The sequence below is a fragment of the Klebsiella sp. HMSC16C06 genome, from assembly GCF_001808325.1.
Lineage (GTDB): Bacteria > Pseudomonadota > Gammaproteobacteria > Enterobacterales > Enterobacteriaceae > Klebsiella > Klebsiella variicola.
The window spans coordinates 36,306-57,469 of record NZ_KV792995.1; the positions used below are offsets into that span (position 1 = coordinate 36,306).

General features: G+C 56.1%; 21 protein-coding genes. 11 read left to right on the forward strand and 10 right to left on the reverse strand.

The features are described 5' to 3' along the window. Window positions 1-33: 33 nt before the first annotated feature. Both dnaN and dnaA read right to left on the reverse strand, forming a co-directional pair. The gene (gene dnaN, locus HMPREF3142_RS09615) at window positions 34-1,134 is read right to left on the reverse strand and encodes a DNA polymerase III subunit beta (RefSeq protein ID WP_008806743.1); all 1,101 of its coding nucleotides are present in this window, start codon (window positions 1,132-1,134) and stop codon (window positions 34-36) included. A 4-nt stretch (window positions 1,135-1,138) separates the two neighbouring features. Continuing rightward, window positions 1,139-2,542: a chromosomal replication initiator protein DnaA gene (dnaA, locus tag HMPREF3142_RS09620; protein ID WP_012540254.1), complete on the reverse strand. Its 1,404-nt coding sequence runs from the start codon at window positions 2,540-2,542 to the stop codon at window positions 1,139-1,141. A 621-nt stretch (window positions 2,543-3,163) separates the two neighbouring features. Between dnaA and rpmH the strand changes: the two genes are divergently transcribed. From rpmH to HMPREF3142_RS09660, 10 genes are all read left to right on the forward strand, one after another. Beyond that, window positions 3,164-3,304: a 50S ribosomal protein L34 gene (gene rpmH / locus HMPREF3142_RS27685; RefSeq protein WP_000831330.1), complete on the forward strand. Its 141-nt coding sequence runs from the start codon at window positions 3,164-3,166 to the stop codon at window positions 3,302-3,304. 15 nt (window positions 3,305-3,319) lie between these two features. Then, the gene (rnpA, locus tag HMPREF3142_RS27690; protein ID WP_004151535.1) at window positions 3,320-3,679 is read left to right on the forward strand and encodes a ribonuclease P protein component; all 360 of its coding nucleotides are present in this window, start codon (window positions 3,320-3,322) and stop codon (window positions 3,677-3,679) included. Continuing rightward, complete coding sequence (gene yidD / locus HMPREF3142_RS27695; protein WP_004151536.1) at window positions 3,643-3,900, forward strand: membrane protein insertion efficiency factor YidD; 258 nt, start codon at window positions 3,643-3,645, stop codon at window positions 3,898-3,900. The genes rnpA and yidD overlap by 37 nt, the downstream gene beginning before the upstream one ends. A 2-nt stretch (window positions 3,901-3,902) precedes the next feature. Beyond that, a complete protein-coding gene (yidC, locus tag HMPREF3142_RS09630; RefSeq protein ID WP_012967005.1) occupies window positions 3,903-5,549 on the forward strand; it encodes a membrane protein insertase YidC in 1,647 nt (548 codons plus the stop codon). Window positions 5,550-5,671: 122 nt separating this feature from the next. Next, window positions 5,672-7,036, forward strand: a complete 1,365-nt coding sequence (gene mnmE, locus HMPREF3142_RS09635; protein ID WP_008806740.1) for a tRNA uridine-5-carboxymethylaminomethyl(34) synthesis GTPase MnmE — start codon at window positions 5,672-5,674, stop codon at window positions 7,034-7,036. Window positions 7,037-7,155: 119 nt separating this feature from the next. Next, on the forward strand, window positions 7,156-7,575 hold the full coding sequence (locus tag HMPREF3142_RS09640; RefSeq protein ID WP_008806739.1) for a GNAT family N-acetyltransferase: 420 nt from the start codon (window positions 7,156-7,158) through the stop codon (window positions 7,573-7,575). Window positions 7,576-7,674: 99 nt separating this feature from the next. After that, window positions 7,675-8,853 carry an MFS transporter gene (locus HMPREF3142_RS09645; RefSeq protein ID WP_048964909.1) on the forward strand — a complete coding sequence of 393 codons (1,179 nt, stop codon included), beginning with the start codon at window positions 7,675-7,677 and terminating at the stop codon, window positions 8,851-8,853. Further along, on the forward strand, window positions 8,828-9,787 hold the full coding sequence (gene yidZ, locus HMPREF3142_RS09650) for an HTH-type transcriptional regulator YidZ (protein ID WP_004151541.1): 960 nt from the start codon (window positions 8,828-8,830) through the stop codon (window positions 9,785-9,787). Before HMPREF3142_RS09645 ends, yidZ begins: the two co-directional genes overlap by 26 nt. A 309-nt stretch (window positions 9,788-10,096) precedes the next feature. After that, entirely contained in the window at window positions 10,097-10,666 is a 570-nt protein-coding gene (locus HMPREF3142_RS28995; RefSeq protein ID WP_162493349.1) for a 4'-phosphopantetheinyl transferase family protein, read from the forward strand. A 36-nt stretch (window positions 10,667-10,702) separates the two neighbouring features. After that, on the forward strand, window positions 10,703-11,269 hold the full coding sequence (locus HMPREF3142_RS09660; RefSeq protein WP_008806736.1) for an NADPH-dependent FMN reductase: 567 nt from the start codon (window positions 10,703-10,705) through the stop codon (window positions 11,267-11,269). A 45-nt stretch (window positions 11,270-11,314) separates the two neighbouring features. Here HMPREF3142_RS09660 and HMPREF3142_RS09665 read toward each other — a convergent pair whose 3' ends face one another. After that, entirely contained in the window at window positions 11,315-12,652 is a 1,338-nt protein-coding gene (locus HMPREF3142_RS09665) for an NCS2 family permease (protein ID WP_008806735.1), read from the reverse strand. Window positions 12,653-12,822: 170 nt separating this feature from the next. Here HMPREF3142_RS09665 and yieH point away from each other — a divergent pair, with 170 nt between their 5' ends. Beyond that, window positions 12,823-13,488, forward strand: a complete 666-nt coding sequence (gene yieH / locus HMPREF3142_RS09670) for a 6-phosphogluconate phosphatase (protein WP_008806734.1) — start codon at window positions 12,823-12,825, stop codon at window positions 13,486-13,488. Between the two features lie 79 nt (window positions 13,489-13,567). Here the strand turns inward: yieH and HMPREF3142_RS09675 are convergent, their stop codons facing one another. The 7 genes from HMPREF3142_RS09675 to pstC form a co-directional block, all read right to left on the reverse strand. Then, window positions 13,568-14,287 (reverse strand): glucosamine-6-phosphate deaminase, encoded by a 720-nt coding sequence (locus HMPREF3142_RS09675; RefSeq protein WP_008806733.1) that lies wholly within the window; start codon window positions 14,285-14,287, stop codon window positions 13,568-13,570. 50 nt (window positions 14,288-14,337) lie between these two features. After that, the gene (locus tag HMPREF3142_RS09680; RefSeq protein ID WP_012969244.1) at window positions 14,338-15,504 is read right to left on the reverse strand and encodes an alpha/beta hydrolase-fold protein; all 1,167 of its coding nucleotides are present in this window, start codon (window positions 15,502-15,504) and stop codon (window positions 14,338-14,340) included. Window positions 15,505-15,542: 38 nt separating this feature from the next. Next, entirely contained in the window at window positions 15,543-17,177 is a 1,635-nt protein-coding gene (locus HMPREF3142_RS09685; protein WP_008806731.1) for a carbohydrate porin, read from the reverse strand. Between the two features lie 482 nt (window positions 17,178-17,659). After that, window positions 17,660-18,385 (reverse strand): phosphate signaling complex protein PhoU, encoded by a 726-nt coding sequence (gene phoU / locus HMPREF3142_RS09690; RefSeq protein ID WP_004145007.1) that lies wholly within the window; start codon window positions 18,383-18,385, stop codon window positions 17,660-17,662. A 50-nt stretch (window positions 18,386-18,435) separates the two neighbouring features. Further along, on the reverse strand, window positions 18,436-19,209 hold the full coding sequence (gene pstB, locus HMPREF3142_RS09695) for a phosphate ABC transporter ATP-binding protein PstB (protein ID WP_004145006.1): 774 nt from the start codon (window positions 19,207-19,209) through the stop codon (window positions 18,436-18,438). Window positions 19,210-19,256: 47 nt separating this feature from the next. Then, window positions 19,257-20,147, reverse strand: coding sequence for a phosphate ABC transporter permease PstA (pstA, locus tag HMPREF3142_RS09700; protein ID WP_008806730.1), 891 nt, complete (start codon window positions 20,145-20,147; stop codon window positions 19,257-19,259). Further along, window positions 20,147-21,106, reverse strand: a complete 960-nt coding sequence (gene pstC / locus HMPREF3142_RS09705) for a phosphate ABC transporter permease PstC (RefSeq protein ID WP_004145004.1) — start codon at window positions 21,104-21,106, stop codon at window positions 20,147-20,149. The genes pstA and pstC overlap by 1 nt, the downstream gene beginning before the upstream one ends. Window positions 21,107-21,164 lie beyond the last annotated feature (58 nt).

Here is a 21,164-nt window from a genome sequence, read left to right on the forward strand (position 1 = left end):
AAAATGGCAAGTAAGATAGCCTGATATTTTCCACTACAATCTCATAGGCATGACGACATAGGCGGCGGATTGTGAAGCCGCATCCTCAATCTGCACGCTCGACACCGAATCCGTCAGCAGAATGCGCACATTCTCGCATTTCAGCGCATTGAGCACATCCAGCACGTAGCTAACGTTGAAGCCAATCTCCATCTCCGTTCCGGCGTAGGTCACGTCAAGGATCTCTTCCGCCTCTTCCTGCTCCGGGTTGTTAGCGGTGATTTTCAGCTGATTTTCGCTGACGTACAGCCGCACGCCGCGGAATTTCTCGTTCGAGAGGATTGCCGCGCGGGCGAAGGCCTGCTTGAGAATGTCACAGCCAGCATCGAGATGTTTATCCGGATTTTTCGGCAATACGCGGCGATAATCCGGGAAACGGCCATCAACCAGCTTCGACGTAAAGATAAAATCGCCCACATGAGCGCGGATATTGTTGCTGCCAATCTGCACGCGCAGCGGGGTATCGCCGCCGTCGAGCATCCGCATCAACTCAATCACCCCTTTACGCGGCACGATCACCGAATGGTTCGGCAGCGACGCTTCCAGCGGCATCGAACAGACCGCCAGGCGGTGACCATCGGTGGCCACCGTGCGCAGTTCGCTGCCTTCGGTTTCAAACAGCATGCCGTTTAAGTAGTAACGCACATCCTGGTGCGCCATCGAGAACTGAGTGGCTTCGATCAGACGCTTCATGGTCGCCTGCGGCAGGGTAAATTCCACTTCGCTCTGCCAGTCATCCAGATTCGGGAAATCGGCAGCAGGCAGCGTCGACAGCGAGAAGCGGCTGCGGCCGGAACGCACCAGCATCCGATCGCCTTCCAGCTGAACCGCGATCTCCGCGCCTTCCGGCAGGCCGCGGCAGATATCAAAGAATTTACGCGCCGGAACGGTCGTTGCGCCCGCTTCGTGCGGCTGAACCAGCGCCACGCGCGCCACCATCTCCATTTCAAGATCGGTACCGGTCAGCGACAGTGCGCCGTCCGCGACCTGAAGCAGCAGGTTACCGAGAATGGGCAGCGTCGGACGACCACCTAACGGACCGCTCACCTGTTGCAGCGGTTTTAATAAATGTTCACGTTCTACGGTAAATTTCATAGCGTCACGAGGATAATGTTCTGATTAAATTGGAAAAATCTTCTTTAATGTCGTGGCTTTCTTCACGCAACTGCTCAATCTTACGGCAGGCGTGCAGCACGGTGGTATGGTCGCGGCCGCCAAACGCATCGCCGATTTCCGGCAGGCTGTGGTTGGTCAGCTCTTTGGCCAGCGCCATCGCCATCTGGCGAGGACGCGCCACCGAACGGGAGCGGCGCTTGGACAGCAGATCCGCTACCTTAATCTTGTAGTACTCCGCCACCGTCTTTTGAATATTGTCGATGGTGACCAGTTTTTCCTGCAGCGCCAACAGATCGCGCAGCGCTTCGCGCACGAAATCGATGGTGATCGCCCGGCCGGTGAAGTTGGCGTTGGCGATAACGCGGTTCAGCGCCCCCTCCAGCTCACGCACGTTTGAGCGCAGTCGCTTGGCAATAAAGAACGCCACTTCGCCCGGCAGGCGAATGTCGTTTTCATCGGCTTTTTTCATCAGGATCGCGACGCGGGTTTCCAGCTCCGGCGGCTCGATCGCCACCGTCAGACCCCAGCCGAAGCGGGATTTCAGACGATCTTCTACGCCGTTGATCTCTTTTGGATAACGATCCGACGTCAGGATGATCTGCTGATTACCTTCCAGCAGGGCATTGAAGGTGTGGAAAAACTCTTCCTGGGATCGCTCTTTATTAGCAAAGAACTGAATGTCATCGATCAGCAGGGCGTCAACGGATCGGTAGTAGCGTTTAAACTCTTCGATGGCGTTGTTTTGCAGCGCTTTGACCATGTCCTGGACGAAACGCTCGGAGTGCATATAGACCACTTTGGCGTTCGGCTTACGCGCCACAATGCCGTTACCCACCGCGTGCAACAGGTGGGTTTTCCCCAGACCGGTGCCGCCATAAAGGAACAGTGGGTTGTAGGCCCCGCCCGGGTTATCCGCCACCTGACGCGCCGCCGCGCGGGCCAGCTGGTTAGATTTACCTTCGACGAAGTTATCAAACGTGTGTTTCACGTTAACGTTAGAGCGGTAGGTCGGCTCCGCTGGCGCCGGGACATTATCCCAGCCTGGGCGCACGATCGTCGGCGCCACGCGCGCGGTCTGCACCTGCGCCGCCGGAATGGCCGCCGCAGCCGGGCTTACCGCTCCTTTCTGCAGCGAGCTGGCTGGCTTAGCACCCACCTCAAAACGCAGCTGCGGGGCATCAGCACCGCAAAAGTCATTGAGGAGTCCATTGATATTATTGAGGTATTTGTCCCTTACCCAGTCGAGCACAAAACGGTTTGGCGCATACAGTGCCAGCGTGTTATCGCTCAGTTCCGCCTGCAATGGGCGGATCCACATGCTGAATTCTGTGGCTGGTAACTCATCCTGCAATCGGGCAAGACACTGCTGCCAAAGCGAAAGTGACACGGCGGACTCCACTCGAACATAAAATCGATATCAAAGAAAAACAGAAACAATCATGATTGTTGGCACACGTCGACAAGACCCTGCATTAGCCGAAAAGCCCCTGCACAAAAGGGGTGACGTGCGAACCGCTATCTGCGGTTATTACCCGTTGCGGATCCGGGGATCGCGATCGGGACCGGGGATCATAGCCTAAACTGAGAAAGAGATCTTGTGTTTCTCAACAGATTCTTCCCGATTTATCCACAGGAAGGATCGAAACCGGGTAAGTGTAATCGATCCTGGGGAGAGTGAAGCACGATTTCCGCCGCATATTGGAAAAATTAATGAGCTATGCTGGTTTTGGGCGGAAACGATCTAACAAAGATCCTTCAGGATCCTTGCGCTTTACTGGCCAGGCCGTATAATCCCCCACCCGGCGCGTAATGCCCGTTTTCGTCACGCGTCTCAGCTTATTTTTTGTGCGACAAGGTGCGAGAAATAAGGAAAGAGAATTGACTCCGGAGTGTACAATTATTACAATCCGGCCTCTTTAATCACACACGCTGAGGCGTAAGTCGTTCGAAGTTCGTTCGGGTCTACGCAAAAGTCAGTGAATTTATTCAAGTTTAGGTAGAAATCGCCATGAAACGCACTTTTCAACCGTCTGTACTGAAGCGCAACCGTTCTCACGGCTTCCGTGCTCGTATGGCTACTAAAAATGGTCGTCAGGTTCTGGCACGTCGTCGTGCTAAAGGCCGCGCTCGTCTGACCGTTTCCAAGTAATAAAGCTAACCCTGCGTGGTTAAGCTCGCATTTCCCAGGGAGTTACGCTTGTTAACTCCCAGTCATTTCACTTTCGTCTTCCAGCAGCCACAACGGGCTGGCACGCCGCAAATCACCATCCTCGGCCGCCTGAATTCGCTGGGGCATCCCCGCATCGGTCTCACCGTCGCCAAGAAAAACGTGAAACGCGCACATGAACGCAATCGGATTAAACGTCTGACGCGTGAAAGTTTTCGTTTGCGTCAACATGAACTCCCGCCAATGGATTTCGTGGTGGTGGCGAAAAGAGGGGTTGCCGACCTCGATAACCGTGCTCTCTCGGAAGCGTTGGAAAAATTATGGCGCCGCCATTGTCGCCTGGCTCGCGGGTCCTGATCGGCCTGATTAGAGTTTATCAGCGCCTGATTAGTCCGCTACTCGGGCCGCATTGTCGTTTCACCCCAACCTGTTCTCAATACGGAATTGAGGCCTTACGCAGGTTTGGTGTGATAAAAGGCAGTTGGTTGACAATGAAACGCGTATTAAAATGCCACCCTTTACACCCTGGTGGTGACGATCCCGTCCCGCCTGGACCATTTGATACCAGAGAACACTAACGATGGATTCGCAACGCAATCTTCTTATCATCGCTTTGTTGTTCGTGTCTTTCATGATCTGGCAAGCCTGGGAGCAGGACAAAAATCCGCAGCCCCAGCAGCAGACCACGCAGACTACGACCACAGCAGCGGGTAGCGCCGCCGACCAGGGCGTACCGGCCAGTGGCCAGGGGAAACTGATTACGGTTAAAACCGACGTGCTTGAACTGACTATCAACACCAACGGTGGCGATATTGAGCAGGCGCTGCTTCTGGCGTATCCAAAAACGCTGAAGTCGACCGAACCGTTCCAGTTACTGGAAACCACGCCGCAGTTTGTCTACCAGGCGCAGAGCGGCTTAACCGGTCGTGATGGTCCGGATAACCCGGCGAATGGCCCGCGTCCGCTGTACAACGTCGATAAAGAGGCGTTTGTGCTGGCAGATGGCCAGGATGAAATCGTCATTCCGCTGACCTACACCGACAAAGCCGGCAACGTCTTCACCAAAACCTTCACCCTGAAACGTGGCGGCTATGCGGTGAACGTGGGTTATAGCGTGCAGAACGCCAGCGAGAAGCCTCTGGAAGTCTCGACCTTCGGTCAGTTGAAGCAGACCGCGGCGCTGCCGACCAGTCGCGATACGCAGACCGGCGGCCTGTCCACGATGCATACTTTCCGTGGCGCAGCGTTCTCGACTTCAGATACGAAATACGAAAAATATAAATTCGATACCATTCTGGACAACGAAAACCTGAACGTCAGCACCAAGAACGGTTGGGTTGCCATGCTGCAGCAGTACTTCACCACCGCGTGGGTGCCGCAGAATAATGGAACGAATAACTTCTACACCGCTAACCTCGGCAACGGCATTGTGGCTATTGGCTACAAATCGCAGCCGGTACTGGTGCAGCCAGGTCAAACCGACAAACTGCAGAGCGTGCTGTGGGTCGGCCCGGCTATTCAGGACAAAATGGCTGCCGTTGCGCCGCACCTGGATCTGACCGTCGACTACGGCTGGCTGTGGTTCATCTCCCAACCGCTGTTTAAGCTGCTGAAATTCATCCACAGCTTCCTCGGCAACTGGGGCTTCTCGATCATCGTTATCACCTTTATCGTTCGTGGCATCATGTACCCGCTGACCAAAGCGCAGTACACCTCCATGGCGAAGATGCGTATGCTGCAGCCGAAGATTCAGGCCATGCGTGAGCGTCTGGGCGACGATAAACAACGTCAAAGCCAGGAGATGATGGCGCTGTATAAAGCGGAAAAAGTGAACCCACTGGGTGGCTGCTTCCCGCTGATTATTCAGATGCCGATCTTCCTTGCGCTGTACTACATGCTGAGCGCCTCGGTTGAACTGCGTCATGCGCCGTTTATCCTGTGGATCCACGACCTGTCTGCACAAGACCCGTACTACATCCTGCCGATCATCATGGGCGCGACCATGTTCTTCATCCAGAAGATGTCGCCAACCACCGTGACCGACCCGATGCAGCAGAAGATCATGACCTTTATGCCGGTCATCTTCACGGTGTTCTTCCTGTGGTTCCCGTCTGGCCTGGTGGTGTACTACATCGTCAGCAACCTGGTGACCATTATTCAGCAGCAGCTGATTTACCGTGGTCTGGAGAAGCGTGGCCTGCATAGCCGCGAGAAGAAGAAATCCTGATACTCTTCATTCTTCAAGCCAACGCATCTGCGACTTGGATAATTTAGAGTAGTTACGGTAACGTTAATGCCAGAGAAGGCGGTCAATGGACCGCCTTTTTTACATCTACATAGAGAGTCACCATGAGCCATAACGACACTATCGTCGCCCAGGCAACCCCTCCGGGACGCGGTGGGGTGGGCATCCTGCGTATCTCCGGCCTTAAGGCGCGCGATGTCGCGCAGGCGGTACTCGGCAAGCTGCCGAAGCCGCGCTATGCCGACTATCTGCCGTTCAACGACGTTGACGGTACGCCGCTGGATCAGGGGATTGCGCTGTGGTTCCCCGGGCCGAACTCCTTTACCGGCGAAGATGTGCTTGAGCTGCAGGGCCACGGCGGCCCGGTCATTCTCGATCTGCTGCTCAAACGTATTCTGACGTTGCCCGGCGTACGCATCGCCAGGCCGGGCGAGTTTTCCGAGCGCGCGTTCCTCAACGACAAGCTCGACCTGGCGCAGGCAGAAGCCATCGCCGACCTCATCGACGCCAGTTCAGAACAGGCGGCGCGCTCGGCGTTGAACTCCTTGCAAGGGGCCTTCTCCGCGCGGGTTAACCACCTCGTGGAAGCGCTCACTCACCTGCGCATCTACGTGGAAGCGGCGATCGATTTCCCGGATGAAGAAATTGATTTCCTCTCCGACGGCAAAATTGAAGCCCAGCTGAACGGCGTGATGGCCGACCTCGACGCCGTCCGCGCGGAAGCTCGCCAGGGCAGTCTGCTGCGCGAAGGGATGAAAGTGGTGATCGCCGGGCGACCTAATGCCGGTAAATCGAGCCTGCTCAACGCCCTGGCGGGCCGCGAAGCGGCGATCGTCACCGACATTGCGGGCACCACCCGCGACGTGCTGCGCGAGCATATCCATATCGACGGCATGCCGCTGCATATCATCGATACCGCGGGCCTGCGCGACGCCAGTGACGAAGTGGAGCGTATCGGCATCGAGCGCGCCTGGCAGGAGATTGAGCAGGCGGATCGGGTGCTGTTTATGGTCGACGGCACCACCACCAGCGCCGTTGATCCGGCGGAGATCTGGCCAGACTTTATCGAGCGCCTGCCCGCTAAACTGCCGATTACCGTGGTGCGCAATAAAGCCGACGTCACTGGCGAAGCGCTGGGTCTCAGCGAAGTCAATGGCCACTCACTGATCCGCCTGTCGGCGCGAACCGGCGAAGGCGTGGAGGTGCTGCGGAACCACCTTAAGCAGAGCATGGGCTTCGATACCAGCATGGAAGGCGGCTTCCTCGCCCGCCGCCGTCACCTGCAGGCGCTGGAAGAGGCGGCGAACCATCTGCAGCAGGGCAAAGCCCAGCTGCTGGGCGCCTGGGCCGGGGAGCTGCTGGCGGAAGAGCTGCGCCTCGCGCAGCAGGCGCTGAGCGAGATCACCGGGGAGTTCACCTCCGACGACCTGCTGGGCCGCATCTTCTCCAGCTTCTGTATCGGCAAATAACGTTTAGTCCGTAAACGTTCACTCACCCGCATTAACGCCGCGTTAATGCGGGTTTTTTCTTGCCCTTTGCGGCGCAACGTTCTCTACTTTTATCTCCCCTTTTACCACGAGACTAAAGCATGACCGTTGAATATACCGTGATCGAGAAGGTGCCCTCCGCCGAAGCGTTTTGCCACCTGCGGGTGGCGGCAGGCATGTCGCCGCGCCCCCTGGAAGGCGCCAGAGCCGGACTGCCGCGTAGCTGTTACGGCGTACATATCCTCTGGCAGGAGACGCCGATCGCGATGGGACGTATCGTCGGCGACGGCGCGATTAATTTCGATATTGTCGACGTCGCCGTCGATCCGGCTCACCAGGGAAAAGGCCTTGGCCGGCTGGTGATGGAGAAGCTGATCGCCTGGCTGGACGCTAACGCCTTTGACGGGGCCTACGTTACGCTGGTGGCGGATGTGCCGGAGCTGTATGCGAAGTTCGGCTTTGAAAGCGTTCGGCCGGAAAGCGAAGGGATGGCCCGCGTCTGGCGTACCCGGAGTCGTTAACTCGCGTTTCCTGCCAGGAAAAGAGCGTTGTCCAAATGGCAACTCGTCTTGTGCCGCGTTCCTCACTATGCTGAACGCCATTCACATCGCGAGGATCCCATGACACGCTTTCTTCTCTGCAGTTTCGCCCTGGTTCTGCTCTATCCCTCCGGCATCGATATGTATCTGGTCGGCCTGCCGCGTATTGCTCAGGACCTGGGGGCCAGCGAGGCGCAATTACATATCGCCTTTTCAGTCTATCTGGCCGGTATGGCCTCCGCGATGCTGTTTGCTGGTCGCATCGCCGACCGGTCAGGACGTAAGCCTGTCGCCATTGTGGGCGCGGTGATCTTTGTTGTCGCCTCCCTGCTCTGCGCCCAGGCGCACGCCAGCAGCCACTTCCTCGCCGGACGCTTTATCCAGGGGATCGGCGCCGGCAGCTGCTACGTGGTGGCTTTCGCTATCCTGCGCGATACGCTGGACGATCGCCGCCGCGCCAAGGTGCTGTCGTTGCTCAACGGCATTACCTGCATTATCCCCGTCCTGGCGCCGGTGCTTGGCCACCTGATTATGCTGAAATATCCGTGGCAGAGCCTGTTCTACACCATGACCGGCATGGGCGTCATGGTCGGTTTGCTGTCGGTCTTTATCCTGCGCGAGACGCGCCCGACGGCACACCCGCAGACTGCGACACCGCAGCATGGCGGCAGTGAGTCGCTGCTGAACCGCTTTTTTCTCAGCCGCATTCTCATTACCACCCTCAGCGTGACGGCGATCCTGACCTACGTGAACGTCTCTCCGGTTCTGATGATGGAAGAGATGGGGTTCGACCGGGGAACTTACTCAATGGCGATGGCCCTGATGGCGATGATCAGCATGGCGGTCTCCTTCTCGACGCCGTTCGCCCTGTCGCTGTTTACCCCCCGCACCTTAATGCTGACTTCGCAGGTACTGTTCCTGGCGGCAGGCCTGGCGCTGAGCCTCGCCACCCGCCAGACCCTCACCCTGATCGGGTTGGGCATGATTTGCGCCGGCTTCTCCGTTGGATTCGGCGTCGCAATGAGCCAGGCGCTGGGGCCGTTCACGCTGCGCGCGGGCGTCGCCAGTTCGGTCCTCGGCATCGCGCAGGTGTGCGGTTCATCGCTGTGGATTTGGCTCGCCGCCATCATCGGACTCAGCGCAATGAATATGCTGATCGGGATACTCATTGCCTGTAGCATAGTGAGCCTTGTTTTATTACTGGTCGTCACCCCGCCGCGGGTTGCGCAATACGATGAAGAAGCCGCTGTCGAGTCTTGATCTTAATTTACTCCTCTGCCTGCAGCTCCTGACCCAGGAGCTCAGCGTTACCCGTACGGCGAAGCGGATGAACGTTTCGCCGTCAGCGGTGAGCAAGTCGCTGGCCAAACTGCGCGCCTGGTTTGACGACCCGCTGTTTGTGAAAACCCCGCTGGGTCTGGCGCCTACGCCGCTGGTCAGCAGCATGGAGCAGGATCTGGCGGACTGGATGCAGATGGGCAACCAGATCCTCGATAAACCACACCACACCATGCCCAGCGGCCTCAAATTCGAGCTGGCGGCGGAAACGCCGCTGCTGATGATCCTGTTTAATACCCTCTCCCAGCGCATCTATCAGCGCTATCCGCAGGCATTGATTCGTTTGCGCAACTGGGACTACGACTCGCTGGACGCCATCATTCGCGGCGAGGTGGATATCGGCTTCTGCGGGCGTGAAAGCCATCCACAGTCGCGGGAGCTGCTGAGCCTGCTGCCGTGGTATATCGATTTTGAGGTACTGTTCACCGACCTGCCGCAGGTCTGGCTGCGCGCCGATCATCCAGCGCTCAGGGAAGAGTGGGATCTGGCGGCATTCTTACGCTATCCGCATATCACTATCTGCTGGGAACAACGCGATACCTGGGCGCTGGACGATGTGCTGCAGGAGCTGGGGTATAAGCGTAACGTGGCGCTGACCGTGCCAGGGTTTGAACAATCGCTTTTTATGGCCGCTCAACCGCAACACACCATGCTGGCTACCGCGCCGCGCTACTGCCAGCACTATAATCAGCAGCACCAGCTGCCGCTAGTCTCCCGGCCGCTACCGCTGGAGGCGCAGCATCTGGAAAAGCTGCGCGTTCCCTTCACCCTGCTATGGCATAAGCGCAACAGCTACAACCCGAAGCTCGTCTGGCTTAGAGATACGCTGAAAGCACTCTATTCCGGTACGCTGTAAGCCTTGTTTCGTGTCTATCGCCCCTTATTTGCGCAAGAATTTGTAAAATTCAAACAAATTCCCTTTTCAAGGGGGGATTTCGGCATTAAAACCTGTTAATACCAGGCGATAATAGCGCCCGCAATTTTATCCAGACCATTACTCACGGAGCGACGTATGGCAACGCATTTTGCAAGAGGGATACTTAGTACCGGGGAGCCGCTATCGACACGTTTGTCAGCGGCCTGTCATCAATCCGCACGCCTACTCCCTGAATACCGCCAGGCTCGCTTTCGCGCTTCGCGTTCGCTACTCGCCGAACTGCTGTTTATGCTTTACGGTATCAGCGAGCTGCCTGAAATCATCAATGAAGCCAATGGCCGACCGGTTTTTAGCGATCGTCATCTTCCTCGCTTCTCTATCTCTTATACTGGCAATATTGTTGGCGTCGCGCTGACCACCGAGGGGGATTGTGGCCTCGACATGGAACTGCAGCGCACGGTGCGTGGTCACGACGCCGACCGGCACAATTTCAGTAACAATGAAAATCTGTGGATTAACATTCAGCATGACCCGGATGAAGCGCGTAGCCAGCTGGTGGCCCTGCGGCGAAGCGTGTTGAAACTGACCGGCGAAGCATCAACGCAGCTGCTGCCGGGTTCTGGCCGCCTGCGCACCGCCGGTAGCCAGCCGATCGAAGCCGTCTGTGATGCCGAATCGCTGCTGGTGTGGTCGATTGCCGCCAGCCCAAATATCGGCTCGCTGAAGGTCTGGGAATATGATGCTAAGGGGGGCGAATGGCGCAGCCTGCCGGATGCTCAGCAGCGCGCACGCGAACCGTCGGCCCGTCTGATGCGTTTTACCAGCTTACCGATGGAAAAAACCTTATCCCTCAATTGACCGGTTTTGCCGGCATCATGATACAAAGGAGCAATCATGTCAGATACCTTAAAAGTGGTTACGTTACTCGGCAGCCTGCGCAAAGGGTCGTTTAATGGAATGGTCGCGCGCACCCTGCCCGGCATCGCGCCAGCGGGCATGGATATCTCCGCGCTGCCGTCGATCGGTGATATCCCGCTGTACGATGCTGATATGCAGGAGGAAGAGGGGTTCCCACAGCGCGTGCAGGATATTGCGCAACAGATCCGCGAAGCGGATGGCGTGGTGATCGTCACTCCCGAGTATAACTATTCCGTGCCTGGCGGCCTGAAAAACGCCATCGACTGGCTGTCACGCCTGCCCGAGCAGCCGCTGTCCGGCAAACCGGTACTGATTCAGACCAGCTCAATGGGCGCCATCGGCGGTGCGCGCTGCCAGTATCATTTGCGCCAGATTCTGGTCTTCCTTGATGCGATGGTAATGAATAAACCGGAATTTATGGGCGGCGTCATCCAGAACAAAGTGGATCCGCAGTCGGGTGAAGTAGTCGATCAGAGCACCCTCGACCATCTGCGTGGCCAGCTGACCGCCTTTGGCGACTATATTCGGCGGGTTAAAGCATAAAAAAAGCCCGGCAGCGATGCCGGGCTTTTTCATCATGCGTGCGGATTAATGTGCATCGATAAAGACAATTTTCAGCACGAACAGCAGCGAGACGATAATCACGCACGGGCTGAGCTCGCGCAGACGGCCGGTACCGATCTTCATCACGCAGTAAGAGATAAAGCCTAAGGCGATACCTTCGGTGATTGAGAAGCTAAACGGCATCATCACCGCGGTGATAAACGCCGGTACCGCTTCCGTCAGGTCATCCCACTTCACGCGCGCGAGGCTGGAGGTCATCAGCACGCCAACGTAAATCAGCGCGCCGGCGGCCGCATAGGCCGGAACCATCCCTGCCAACGGAGACAGGAAGATAACCAGCAGGAACAGGATCCCAACGACAACGGCGGTCAGGCCGGTGCGCCCGCCCACGGAAACGCCGGAGGAGGATTCGATATAGGCCGTCACCGACGAAGTACCGATGAAGGAACCCGCCACCGACGAGACGCTGTCGACAAACAGCGCTTGCTTCATGCGCGGGAATTTACCCTGTGCATCAGCCAGACCCGCTTTATCGGTGACGCCAATCAGCGTCCCGGAGGAGTCAAACAGGTTGACCAGCATAAACGAGAAGATCACACCGGCCAGGCCCAGGTTCAGGGAGCCCGCCAGATCGACATGACCAATCACCGACGTCACGCTCGGCGGCGCGGAGACGATGCCGGTGTAGTGCACATCGCCCAGCATCCAGCCCAGCAGGGTGGTGACCACAATAGACACCAGGACCGCGGCATGAATGTTACGTGATGCCAGAATCGCGATGATAAAGAAGCCCAGAATGCCCAGCAGCACACTGTGGGAGGTCAGATGACCAATGCTGACCAGCGTTTCCGGGTTAGCGACGATAACCCCGGCATTTTTCAGACCCATCATGCCGATAAACAGGCCGATACCGCTGGTGATACCGACGCGCAGGCTCACCGGAATATTGGCGATCATCCAGTAGCGTACACGGAAAATCGTCAGCAGCAGCAGACCGACGGCGCCCCAGAAAATCGCGCCCATGCCTACCTGCCACGGCAGGCCCATCGCCTGCACCACCACGAAGGCGAAGAAGGCGTTCAGACCCATCGCCGGCGCAAGAGCCACCGGCAGGTTCGCGAACAGACCCATCAGGATACTGCCGAACGCAGCAATCAGACAGGTGGTCACAAACACGGCGCTGGTATCCATGCCCGCTACGCCAAGAATTTGTGGGTTAACAAAAACGATATACACCATCGTCAGGAACGTGGTGAAACCGGCGATCGCTTCCGTGCGCACTGTGGTGCCGTGCTCGCGCAGTTTAAATACGCGCTCCAGCAGACCCTGGCCAGAAGACTGGCTGGTTTGTTGTTGACTCATTATCGGTTTCCGAACGTAAAGGAGGGAAAATTCGAGGCTATCCTATACCAAAACAGGGCACCCGGCGCAGTTGTATGGTAATTTTTTTCATTTATTTTGCTTATACGGCAACGATTGCGTCGCGGCATTGGGCATGACGAAAACGTTAAACTTGTTAATACGGAAAGACTATGACTCAACCAGAAGCAGTATTTTTTGACTGTGACGGCACACTGGTCGACAGTGAGGTGATTTGCTCCCGCGCCTACGTTCACATGTTCCAGGAATTCGGCATTACGCTGGACCTTGCCGAGATTTTTAAGCGCTTCAAAGGGGTGAAGCTGTACGAAATTATCGACACCATCAACGCTGAGCATGGCGTTAACCTGCAAAAAGCGACGCTGGAGCCAATTTACCGTGCGGAGGTCGCTCGCCTGTTTGATAGCGAACTGGAGGTGATTGCCGGAGCCCAGGCGCTGCTGGATGCGGTAAGCGTCCCGATGTGCGTGGTTTCCAATGGCCCGGTCAGTAAAATGCAGCACTCTCTTGGCCGCACCGGCCTGCTGCACCATTTCGCTGACCGCTTGTACAGCGGCTATGATATTCAGCGCTGGAAGCCTGACCCGGCGCTGATGTTTCATGCGGCAGAGGCCATGCAGGTAAAAGCCGAAAACTGTATCCTGGTGGATGACTCCAGCGCCGGTGCTCAGTCGGGGATTGCCGCCGGCATGGAGGTGTTTTATTTCTGCGCCGATCCGCATAACCAGCCGATCGATCATCCCAAAGTGACGACCTTTACCGATCTGGCAGAGCTGCCGGCATTGTGGCAAGCGCGCGGCTGGGATATCACGCGTTAAGGGCCTGGTGAGCGGCACGTTGGCATCGATGTAGCCCCGCTAAGCGTCTGTGCAAGCGGGGAATAGAATCAGCGACTGGTTATGGCTGCAATTCAGTGACTGCCGCTTTATCGGCAATAATCACCAGTGAAGGGTGTAATTTGAGCACCGACGCCGGCACCTGCTCGCTGACCGGGCCTTCAACCACCTGCTTAAGGGCTTGCGCCTTCGCCGCGCCGCTCACGATCAACAGCAGATTTTTTGCCGCCATCACGCTTCTCGGCCCCATGGTGACATAGCTATCGGGCACGACGGAAAAATCCCCGCCCATCTCGCCGTTAGCGACAATACCAATCATTTCCCCATGAATCGGCACTTCGACCGTCTGATCATGAAAGCGGGTGGTATTCGGCAGGTTGCCGCAAAAATGGCCGTCAGCCCCCAGCCCCAGCACCATCAGATCAAGGCCGCCAGCCTCTTCCAGCTGGCGATCGTGCTGAGCGGCGTTGTCCAGCGTCAGCTTGTGAATGTTCTCTTCTTTGATCTGCGCCGGGGTAAAAAACAGCTGGCGCAGATTAGATATCGTGACGCCTTCTCGCGACTGGCCGCGAAAGGGGATCTCATCGAAGTTGTAATAGTGCACCCGATCATAGAATGCTTTGCCTTTCACGGCGGCGGTTAGATGCTCATACATCCGCTTTGGCGTGCTGCCGGCCGTCACGGCGAGATTCACCCGCCGCGGTGCCGTGATATAGCCCAGAACATGATGGCTGGCGACCAGGCTCATCTCTTCATAATCTTCGGTCACAATCATTTTCATCTTGTCGTCCTTCACAAGCACAAAACGGGGGCTGAAGGCCCCCCTAACGGTTATTTAAACAGTTTCTGCACAAACTCGGCGTAGGCCGGGCGCCAGACGTCCATTTCATGGTTCAGGCCAGGATACGAGTGATAGTCGAAGTTGATCTTCTGTTTTTCCAGCTCGCGTTTCAGACCCGCGATATCGTTGCCGGTGACGGAATCTTTTTCCCCGACGACCACGGTAAAGTTGCGCAGCTGCTTATTGATCGCGTCAGGCTGCTTCAGCTGCGCTTCCACGCCGGCATTCGGCACTGTCGTGGTCGTGACGCCGCTAAAGGTGGCGAGCCAGCCAAAGCTATCCAGATGGTTCATTCCGGAAACCAGCGCCTGATAACCGCCCTGTGACAGGCCAGCCAGCGCCCGGCCGTCGGCATCTTTACGCACGTTAAACCGGGTATCGATCAGCGGAATGATATCCTGCATCAACTCGTTATCCGCCGCCTGCGCATTGAGCGGATAGAAGTTTTTGCGCCGCTCCTGCGGCGGAAAGTTTTCCGCTATCGCTTCCGGGGTATCGGTTTCGGTATCCGGGACCACCACCAGCATCGGCTTGATTTTGCCCTCCGCCAGCAGGTTATCCATGATCTGCGGGATACGCCCCTGATCGATGGCCGACAGACCGCTGTCGCCAAAGCCATGATAGAAATAGAGCACCGGCAGCGGATCGCCGGTTCCGCTATAGCCCGGCGGCGTCCAGACATAGAGACGACGTTCGGCGTTCAGTGCCTTCGAGTGATAGGTGAGGGTGCGCAGATCGCCATGCGCGACCGCCCGATCGTCGAGAATACTACCAGGTACCAGAATCAAACTGGTATTCACCTGGCGCTGCGGCTTCTGATAGCGGCTGCCGGTATCCACCGAGCGGAAGCCATCCACATCGAAATAGTATTCATAGAGATTGGGTTTCATCGGCTCACTTTTCCATGTCCACACCCCCTGAGCCTCTTTGGTCATGTCGTGTGAGACAAAGGAGTCCGGCGTGGCGCCGGTCACTACCGACACCCGCCGGGCATCAGGAGCAAACAGGCGATAAGTGATACTCTTATCCGCGTTAACCTGGGTAATAAAGTGGCTCACCGGCAGGGTGGGATCCGGCATCGCGGGTAATGGCGCCGCCTGGAGGGTAAATGCCGCGCCCGCCAGCGCCAGTGCGAAATACATTGCATGTCGTTTCATCGTTAGTCCTCTTCCGTTGTGTCCGTTCTGTTATCGTCTTACCACCAGATTTCCGCCTGCGCCCCCACGGCAAACTGATCGTTTTTACCGTCTTCAAAAATGCTGGTGGTATTATTCGCTGCCTTATCCAGGTCGATATCCTTCGCTTTAATATAGGTGGCATAGAAGCGAATTTCCGGGCGCGAGGTCAGCATACTGGTATTGACTTTGAAGGTATGGAACAGCGTGGTCTTGTAGCCGGACTCGTTATATTTCTTGCCGGTAACATCTTTGTTTTGCTGTTTGAAGTATCCCAGCTCAACGCCGGTCTGGTTATATTTATCCCAGATATAAGCCGGTCGCAGGACCGTGCGAATGGATTCAAAATCGGAGTGGGCCCCGGTTTCGTAGCTATAGACATCGTTACCAAAGGAGTAGACGATGGCATTCGCCATAATAACGTCATCGCGTAAATAGGTTTCCCCCTGCGAGGTTAAGCGCACGGCGGTGCCATTGGTATGATCGCCATAATAGCGGCCGTTAAAGGTGGTATAGGGGCTGGATCCGGCATAGCGCGAGAAGCTGCTGGCAATAGAATTATTCGCCAGTAAGAAAGAGAATTCATTAAAGCCGCCGTTTGCCCATTTCTGTGTTAACGAAGTGCCTGCCATCCAGGTATCTTTCCACGGATAATAACCTTCATTGCCCTCTTTATATTTCTCTGAGGAACTTTGATTCGCGGCGACATAGCGTCCGCTGACCATCAGGCTGGCTTTATCCCACAGCGGAATCTCTTTGTAGCGAACGTCCAGAGTATTGGTGTTAATTTGCTGCTTATTGCTCAAAGAACGATCGTAATCATCGACATCTTCGCGGACCAATGCGATATCGAATTTCCCGGCGCCCACCTGCCAGTTTTCCAGCCCCACGCCGGCCGCCGCATCGGTTCTCTGCGTTTTCCAGTCCAGCATCTGGATTTCGATTTTTGGCGCCCCGTGTTTGCCGACCCAGAAATCGGCTTCCGGGGCAAACGGCAGGAACCCTTTGGTGTTAACGTACATATCCGAGAACTGGATGTAGTTTTCGCCGCCGGCATTGTCACCAAACCAGCCTGAGGAGTACTGCTGGCCGACGTTCCCGTCGAGCATCACGATGGCATCAACGCGTTTATCACCTTCCTGAAACACCCGCTGCTTCAGCTGCAGATCGAACCAGCCGGAATATTCATTGCCCAGGCGGCCAAGCGAACCGATCGCCCACGATTTTGGCGAGCCGTGCGAGGCGGTGCCCCAGCCGGAACGGAAGTAGCCGTTATAGCTGAAGCCAATTTCATCTTTCACGAACGTGCTAAAATCTTTCAGCGTCATCGCGCTGTAGGCTGGCGCGCCATCCGTGGCAGGTTGTTGATTTTTAACCAGCACCGCATCCGGTTTAACCGCCGTTTTCGGACCGGCGGCCGCCACCCCTGTCTTACGCTTCTGACCTTCCGCAGGAGGAGACCATGAGGCCCAAATCTGGTCTCTTTTTCTCTCCTGGTCCTGATATTTTTTGAGCTCTTTTTGCGTGTCTTTGAGCGCTTTCTCCAGCAGCTCAAGTCGTTGCTCCACCGTCAACGGGCTTGCTATCAGAGTGGTGGAATAACAAAGAGGCGCCAGCAAGACTATCGCCGAAGCGATCCTGTTTTTTCTCATCATAATATTCCTTTATATAAGCATTGGCGTAAATAAAACACGACAGCAACAACCATCCCGCGCAGGTTCTAATAGCCCTATCCATACCGTTTGAGGTCGCGGCGGCTGTTATTTTTGCAGTTAGACAAAAGCAAAAAAAAACCTGAAGAAGACCATCTGCCTTAACAGATAATCCTCTTCAGGTTTTGCCCGCACATCGCGGTAGCAACCCTCATTCAGCCATTATCGGCCCGCATAAAACAAAAAAACCTGATACCGCCGCCGTAGGGGCAATATCAGGTTTTGCCTGCTGTCGCAGTCACAATCCGTTTAAACCACCCTGAGCGTTTAAGCTCAGGAGTGGGCGTTGATTGTTACGCGATAAAATGAATAACTCAAACGGGCAGATTGTTAATTGTGACGATAATCTCAGCAATCTCGCTGCCACGAGATAAATCATATCTAATTCTGATAAAGCCATTTACCAGAATTAGACAGAATGATTATTACTCTTTCGGATCTTTGCCGGCGAGCAGTTTATCCAGCTCATCGCCGCCAACGTGACGGAAATCCTGACCTTTGACGAAGTAGAAAATATATTCGCAGATATTCTGGCAGCGGTCGCCAATACGCTCGATGGAGCGCGCGCAGAACAGCGCGGTCAGGACGCTGGGGATAGTGCGCGAGTCTTCCATCATGTAGGTCATCAGCTGGCGCACAATGCCTTCATACTCCTGGTCGACTTTTTTATCTTCGCGATAGATACGTACCGCTTCGTCGAGATCCATACGCGCAAACGCATCCAGTACGTCATGCAGCATCTGCACCGTGTGACGGCCCAGCGATTCGAGGCTCACCAGCAGCGGCTGGTGCTGCTGGGAAAACTTCTCCAGCGCGGTGCGGCAGATTTTATCCGCCACGTCGCCGATGCGTTCCAGCTCAGCGATAGTCTTGATGATCGCCATCACCAGGCGCAGGTCGCTGGCGGTCGGCTGGCGCTTGGCGATGATGCGCACGCAGGCCTCGTCGATCGCCACTTCCATCATGTTGACCTGCTTGTCGCCGTCGATGACGCGTTTCGCCAGATCGCTGTCCTGGTTATGCATGGCGGTGATCGCATCAGAAAGCTGTTGCTCCACCAGCCCACCCATGGTCATCACCTGGGTGCGGATATACTCCAGTTCAGCGTTGAACTGGCCGGAAATATGTTTGTTAAGATTTAGGTTGTCCATGGTGTCTCCTGATTGCCCAACTGGTGAGAGCCTGAAAGCACAAGGGCAAATCAACCGTAGCGGCCAGTAATATAATCTTCAGTTTGTTTCTTCGCGGGCTTGGTGAACAGGTCGTCCGTGTTGCTGAACTCAATCAGCTCGCCAAGATACATAAATGCCGTATGGTCGGAGCAACGCGCAGCCTGCTGCATGTTGTGAGTCACGATAACGACGGTGTAGTCCTGTTTCAGCTCGGTGATCAGCTCTTCGATACGCCCGGTGGAGATCGGGTCCAGCGCGGAGCACGGCTCATCAAGCAGCAGCACTTCCGGGCGGATCGCGATACCGCGGGCAATACACAGACGCTGCTGCTGACCCCCGGAGAGAGAATACCCGCTCTGGTGCAGTTTATCTTTGGTTTCGTTCCATAATGCGGCTTTGGTCAGCGCCCACTGCACGCGCTCGTCCATATCGGCACGGGACAGCTTTTCAAACAGGCGCACGCCGAAGGCGATATTGTCATAAATGGACATCGGGAACGGCGTTGGTTTCTGGAACACCATGCCAACCTTAGCGCGCAGCAGGGCGATATCCTGGGTGTTGGTCAGAATGTTGTCGCCATCCAGCAGGATCTCGCCTTCCGCACGCTGCTCCGGATACAGTTCGAACATTTTGTTGAACGTGCGCAGCAGGGTGGATTTACCACAGCCTGACGGACCGATAAACGCCGTCACCTGGTTTTTGGTGATATCCAGGTTGATGTTCTTCAGGGCATGGAATTTGCCGTAGTAGAAGTTCAGGTTACGAACTGAAATCTTACCCGGAGCTGTATTCACCATACTCATCTCTATCTCTTCCTCATTCAGCGCAGCAGTCGCTGCGCCGCAAAAAATTAACCGTGTTTCTTCTTGGCGAAGATAACGCGCGCCAGGATGTTCAGCAGCAAGACGCACAGGGTGATAATCAATACCCCGGCCCATGCCAGTTGCTGCCACTCCGCAAACGGACTCATGGCAAATTTGAAAATGGTCACCGGCAGGTTAGCAATCGGCTGCATCATGTCGGTGCTCCAGAACTGGTTGGACAGCGCAGTGAACAGCAGCGGTGCCGTTTCCCCGGCGATACGGGCGATAGCCAGCAGGATCCCGGTCATAATCCCTGAGACGGACGCTTTCAGGGTGATCGCCGAGATCATCTTCCACTTCGGCGTCCCCAGCGCATAGGCCGCTTCACGCAGGCTATCCGGCACCAGCTTCAGCATGTTTTCGGTGGTACGAATAACGATAGGCACCTGCAGCAGCGCCAGTGCGATAACGCCCGCCCAGCCCGAGAAGTGCTGCATCTGCGCCACCACGATGGTGTAGACAAACAGGCCGACCACGATAGACGGCGCGGAAAGCAGAATATCGTTGATAAAACGGATGATTTCCGCCAGCACCGATTTGCGGCCATACTCCGCCAGATAAATTCCGGCAAGGATACCCAGCGGCGTACCAAAGACGGTTGCCCACAGGATCAGCAGGCCGCTGCCGGCGAGGGCGTTAGCCAGGCCACCGCCCGCCGTATTCGGCGGCGGCGTCATTTCGGTGAAGAGCGCCAGACTCATGCCATCGAAACCGCGGGTTATCGTCGCCATCAGGATCCAGATAAGCCAGAACAAACCAAACGCCATGGTCGCCATCGACAGCGCCAGAGCGATACGGTTCTTCATACGACGTTTGGCCTGCATCTTGCGACGGGACTCCGCCAGCTCGGTAGAGGTTTGCAATTCAATGGTCGCCATTAGCGTGCCCCCTCATTCTTCGCGAGGCGCATAATCATGAACTTAGACGCGGCCAGAACGATAAAGGTGATAACGAACAGGATCAGGCCCAGCTCCATCAGCGCCGCCACGTGCAGGCCGGTTTCCGCTTCGGCGAACTCATTAGCCAGCGCGGAGGTAATACTATTCCCTGGCATATACAACGAGATGCTGTCGAGCTGGTAGGTGTTGCCGATGATAAAAGTAACCGCCATGGTTTCACCCAGCGCGCGGCCCAGACCGAGCATCACCCCGCCGATCACCCCATTCTTGGTGAACGGTAAGACAATACGCCAGATCACCTCCCAGGTGGTACAGCCGATGCCATAGGCCGACTCTTTCATCATCACCGGCGTCTGTTCGAAAACATCACGCATGACCGCGGCGATATAAGGGATGATCATGATGGCCAGAATGACGCCAGCGGCGAGAATACCGATACCAAACGCCGGGCCGGCAAACAGCGCGCCGACGAACGGGATGGTCGACAGGACGTTACCGACCGGCTCCTGGAAGTAAGTCGCAAACAGCGGGGCGAAAATAAACAGGCCCCACATGCCGTACACGATACTCGGAATTGCCGCCAGCAGCTCAATCGCAATGCCCAGCGGACGCTTGAGCCAGGCGGGGGACAGTTCGGTCAGAAACAGCGCGATGCCAAAGCTCACCGGGACGGCGATCAGCAGCGCGATAAAGGAGGTCACCAGGGTTCCGTAAATCGGTACCAGCGCGCCGAAGATTTCGTTGGGCGCATCCCACTCTTTGGTCCACAAAAAAGCAAAGCCAAACTTTTGAATGCTCGGCCAGGAAGAGATGATCAGGGAAACGATGATGCCGCCCAGCATCAATAGCACAATCAGCGCAGCCAGTTTTACCAGCGCACTGAAAATCATGTCACCCTTTTTCCCCGGAGGGGTAAATGCAGGCTTGGTTGCAGCCATAGATTACTCTTTACGTATTAAAACTTGTTCGAATAAATGCCCGGTGGCGTTCGCTCCC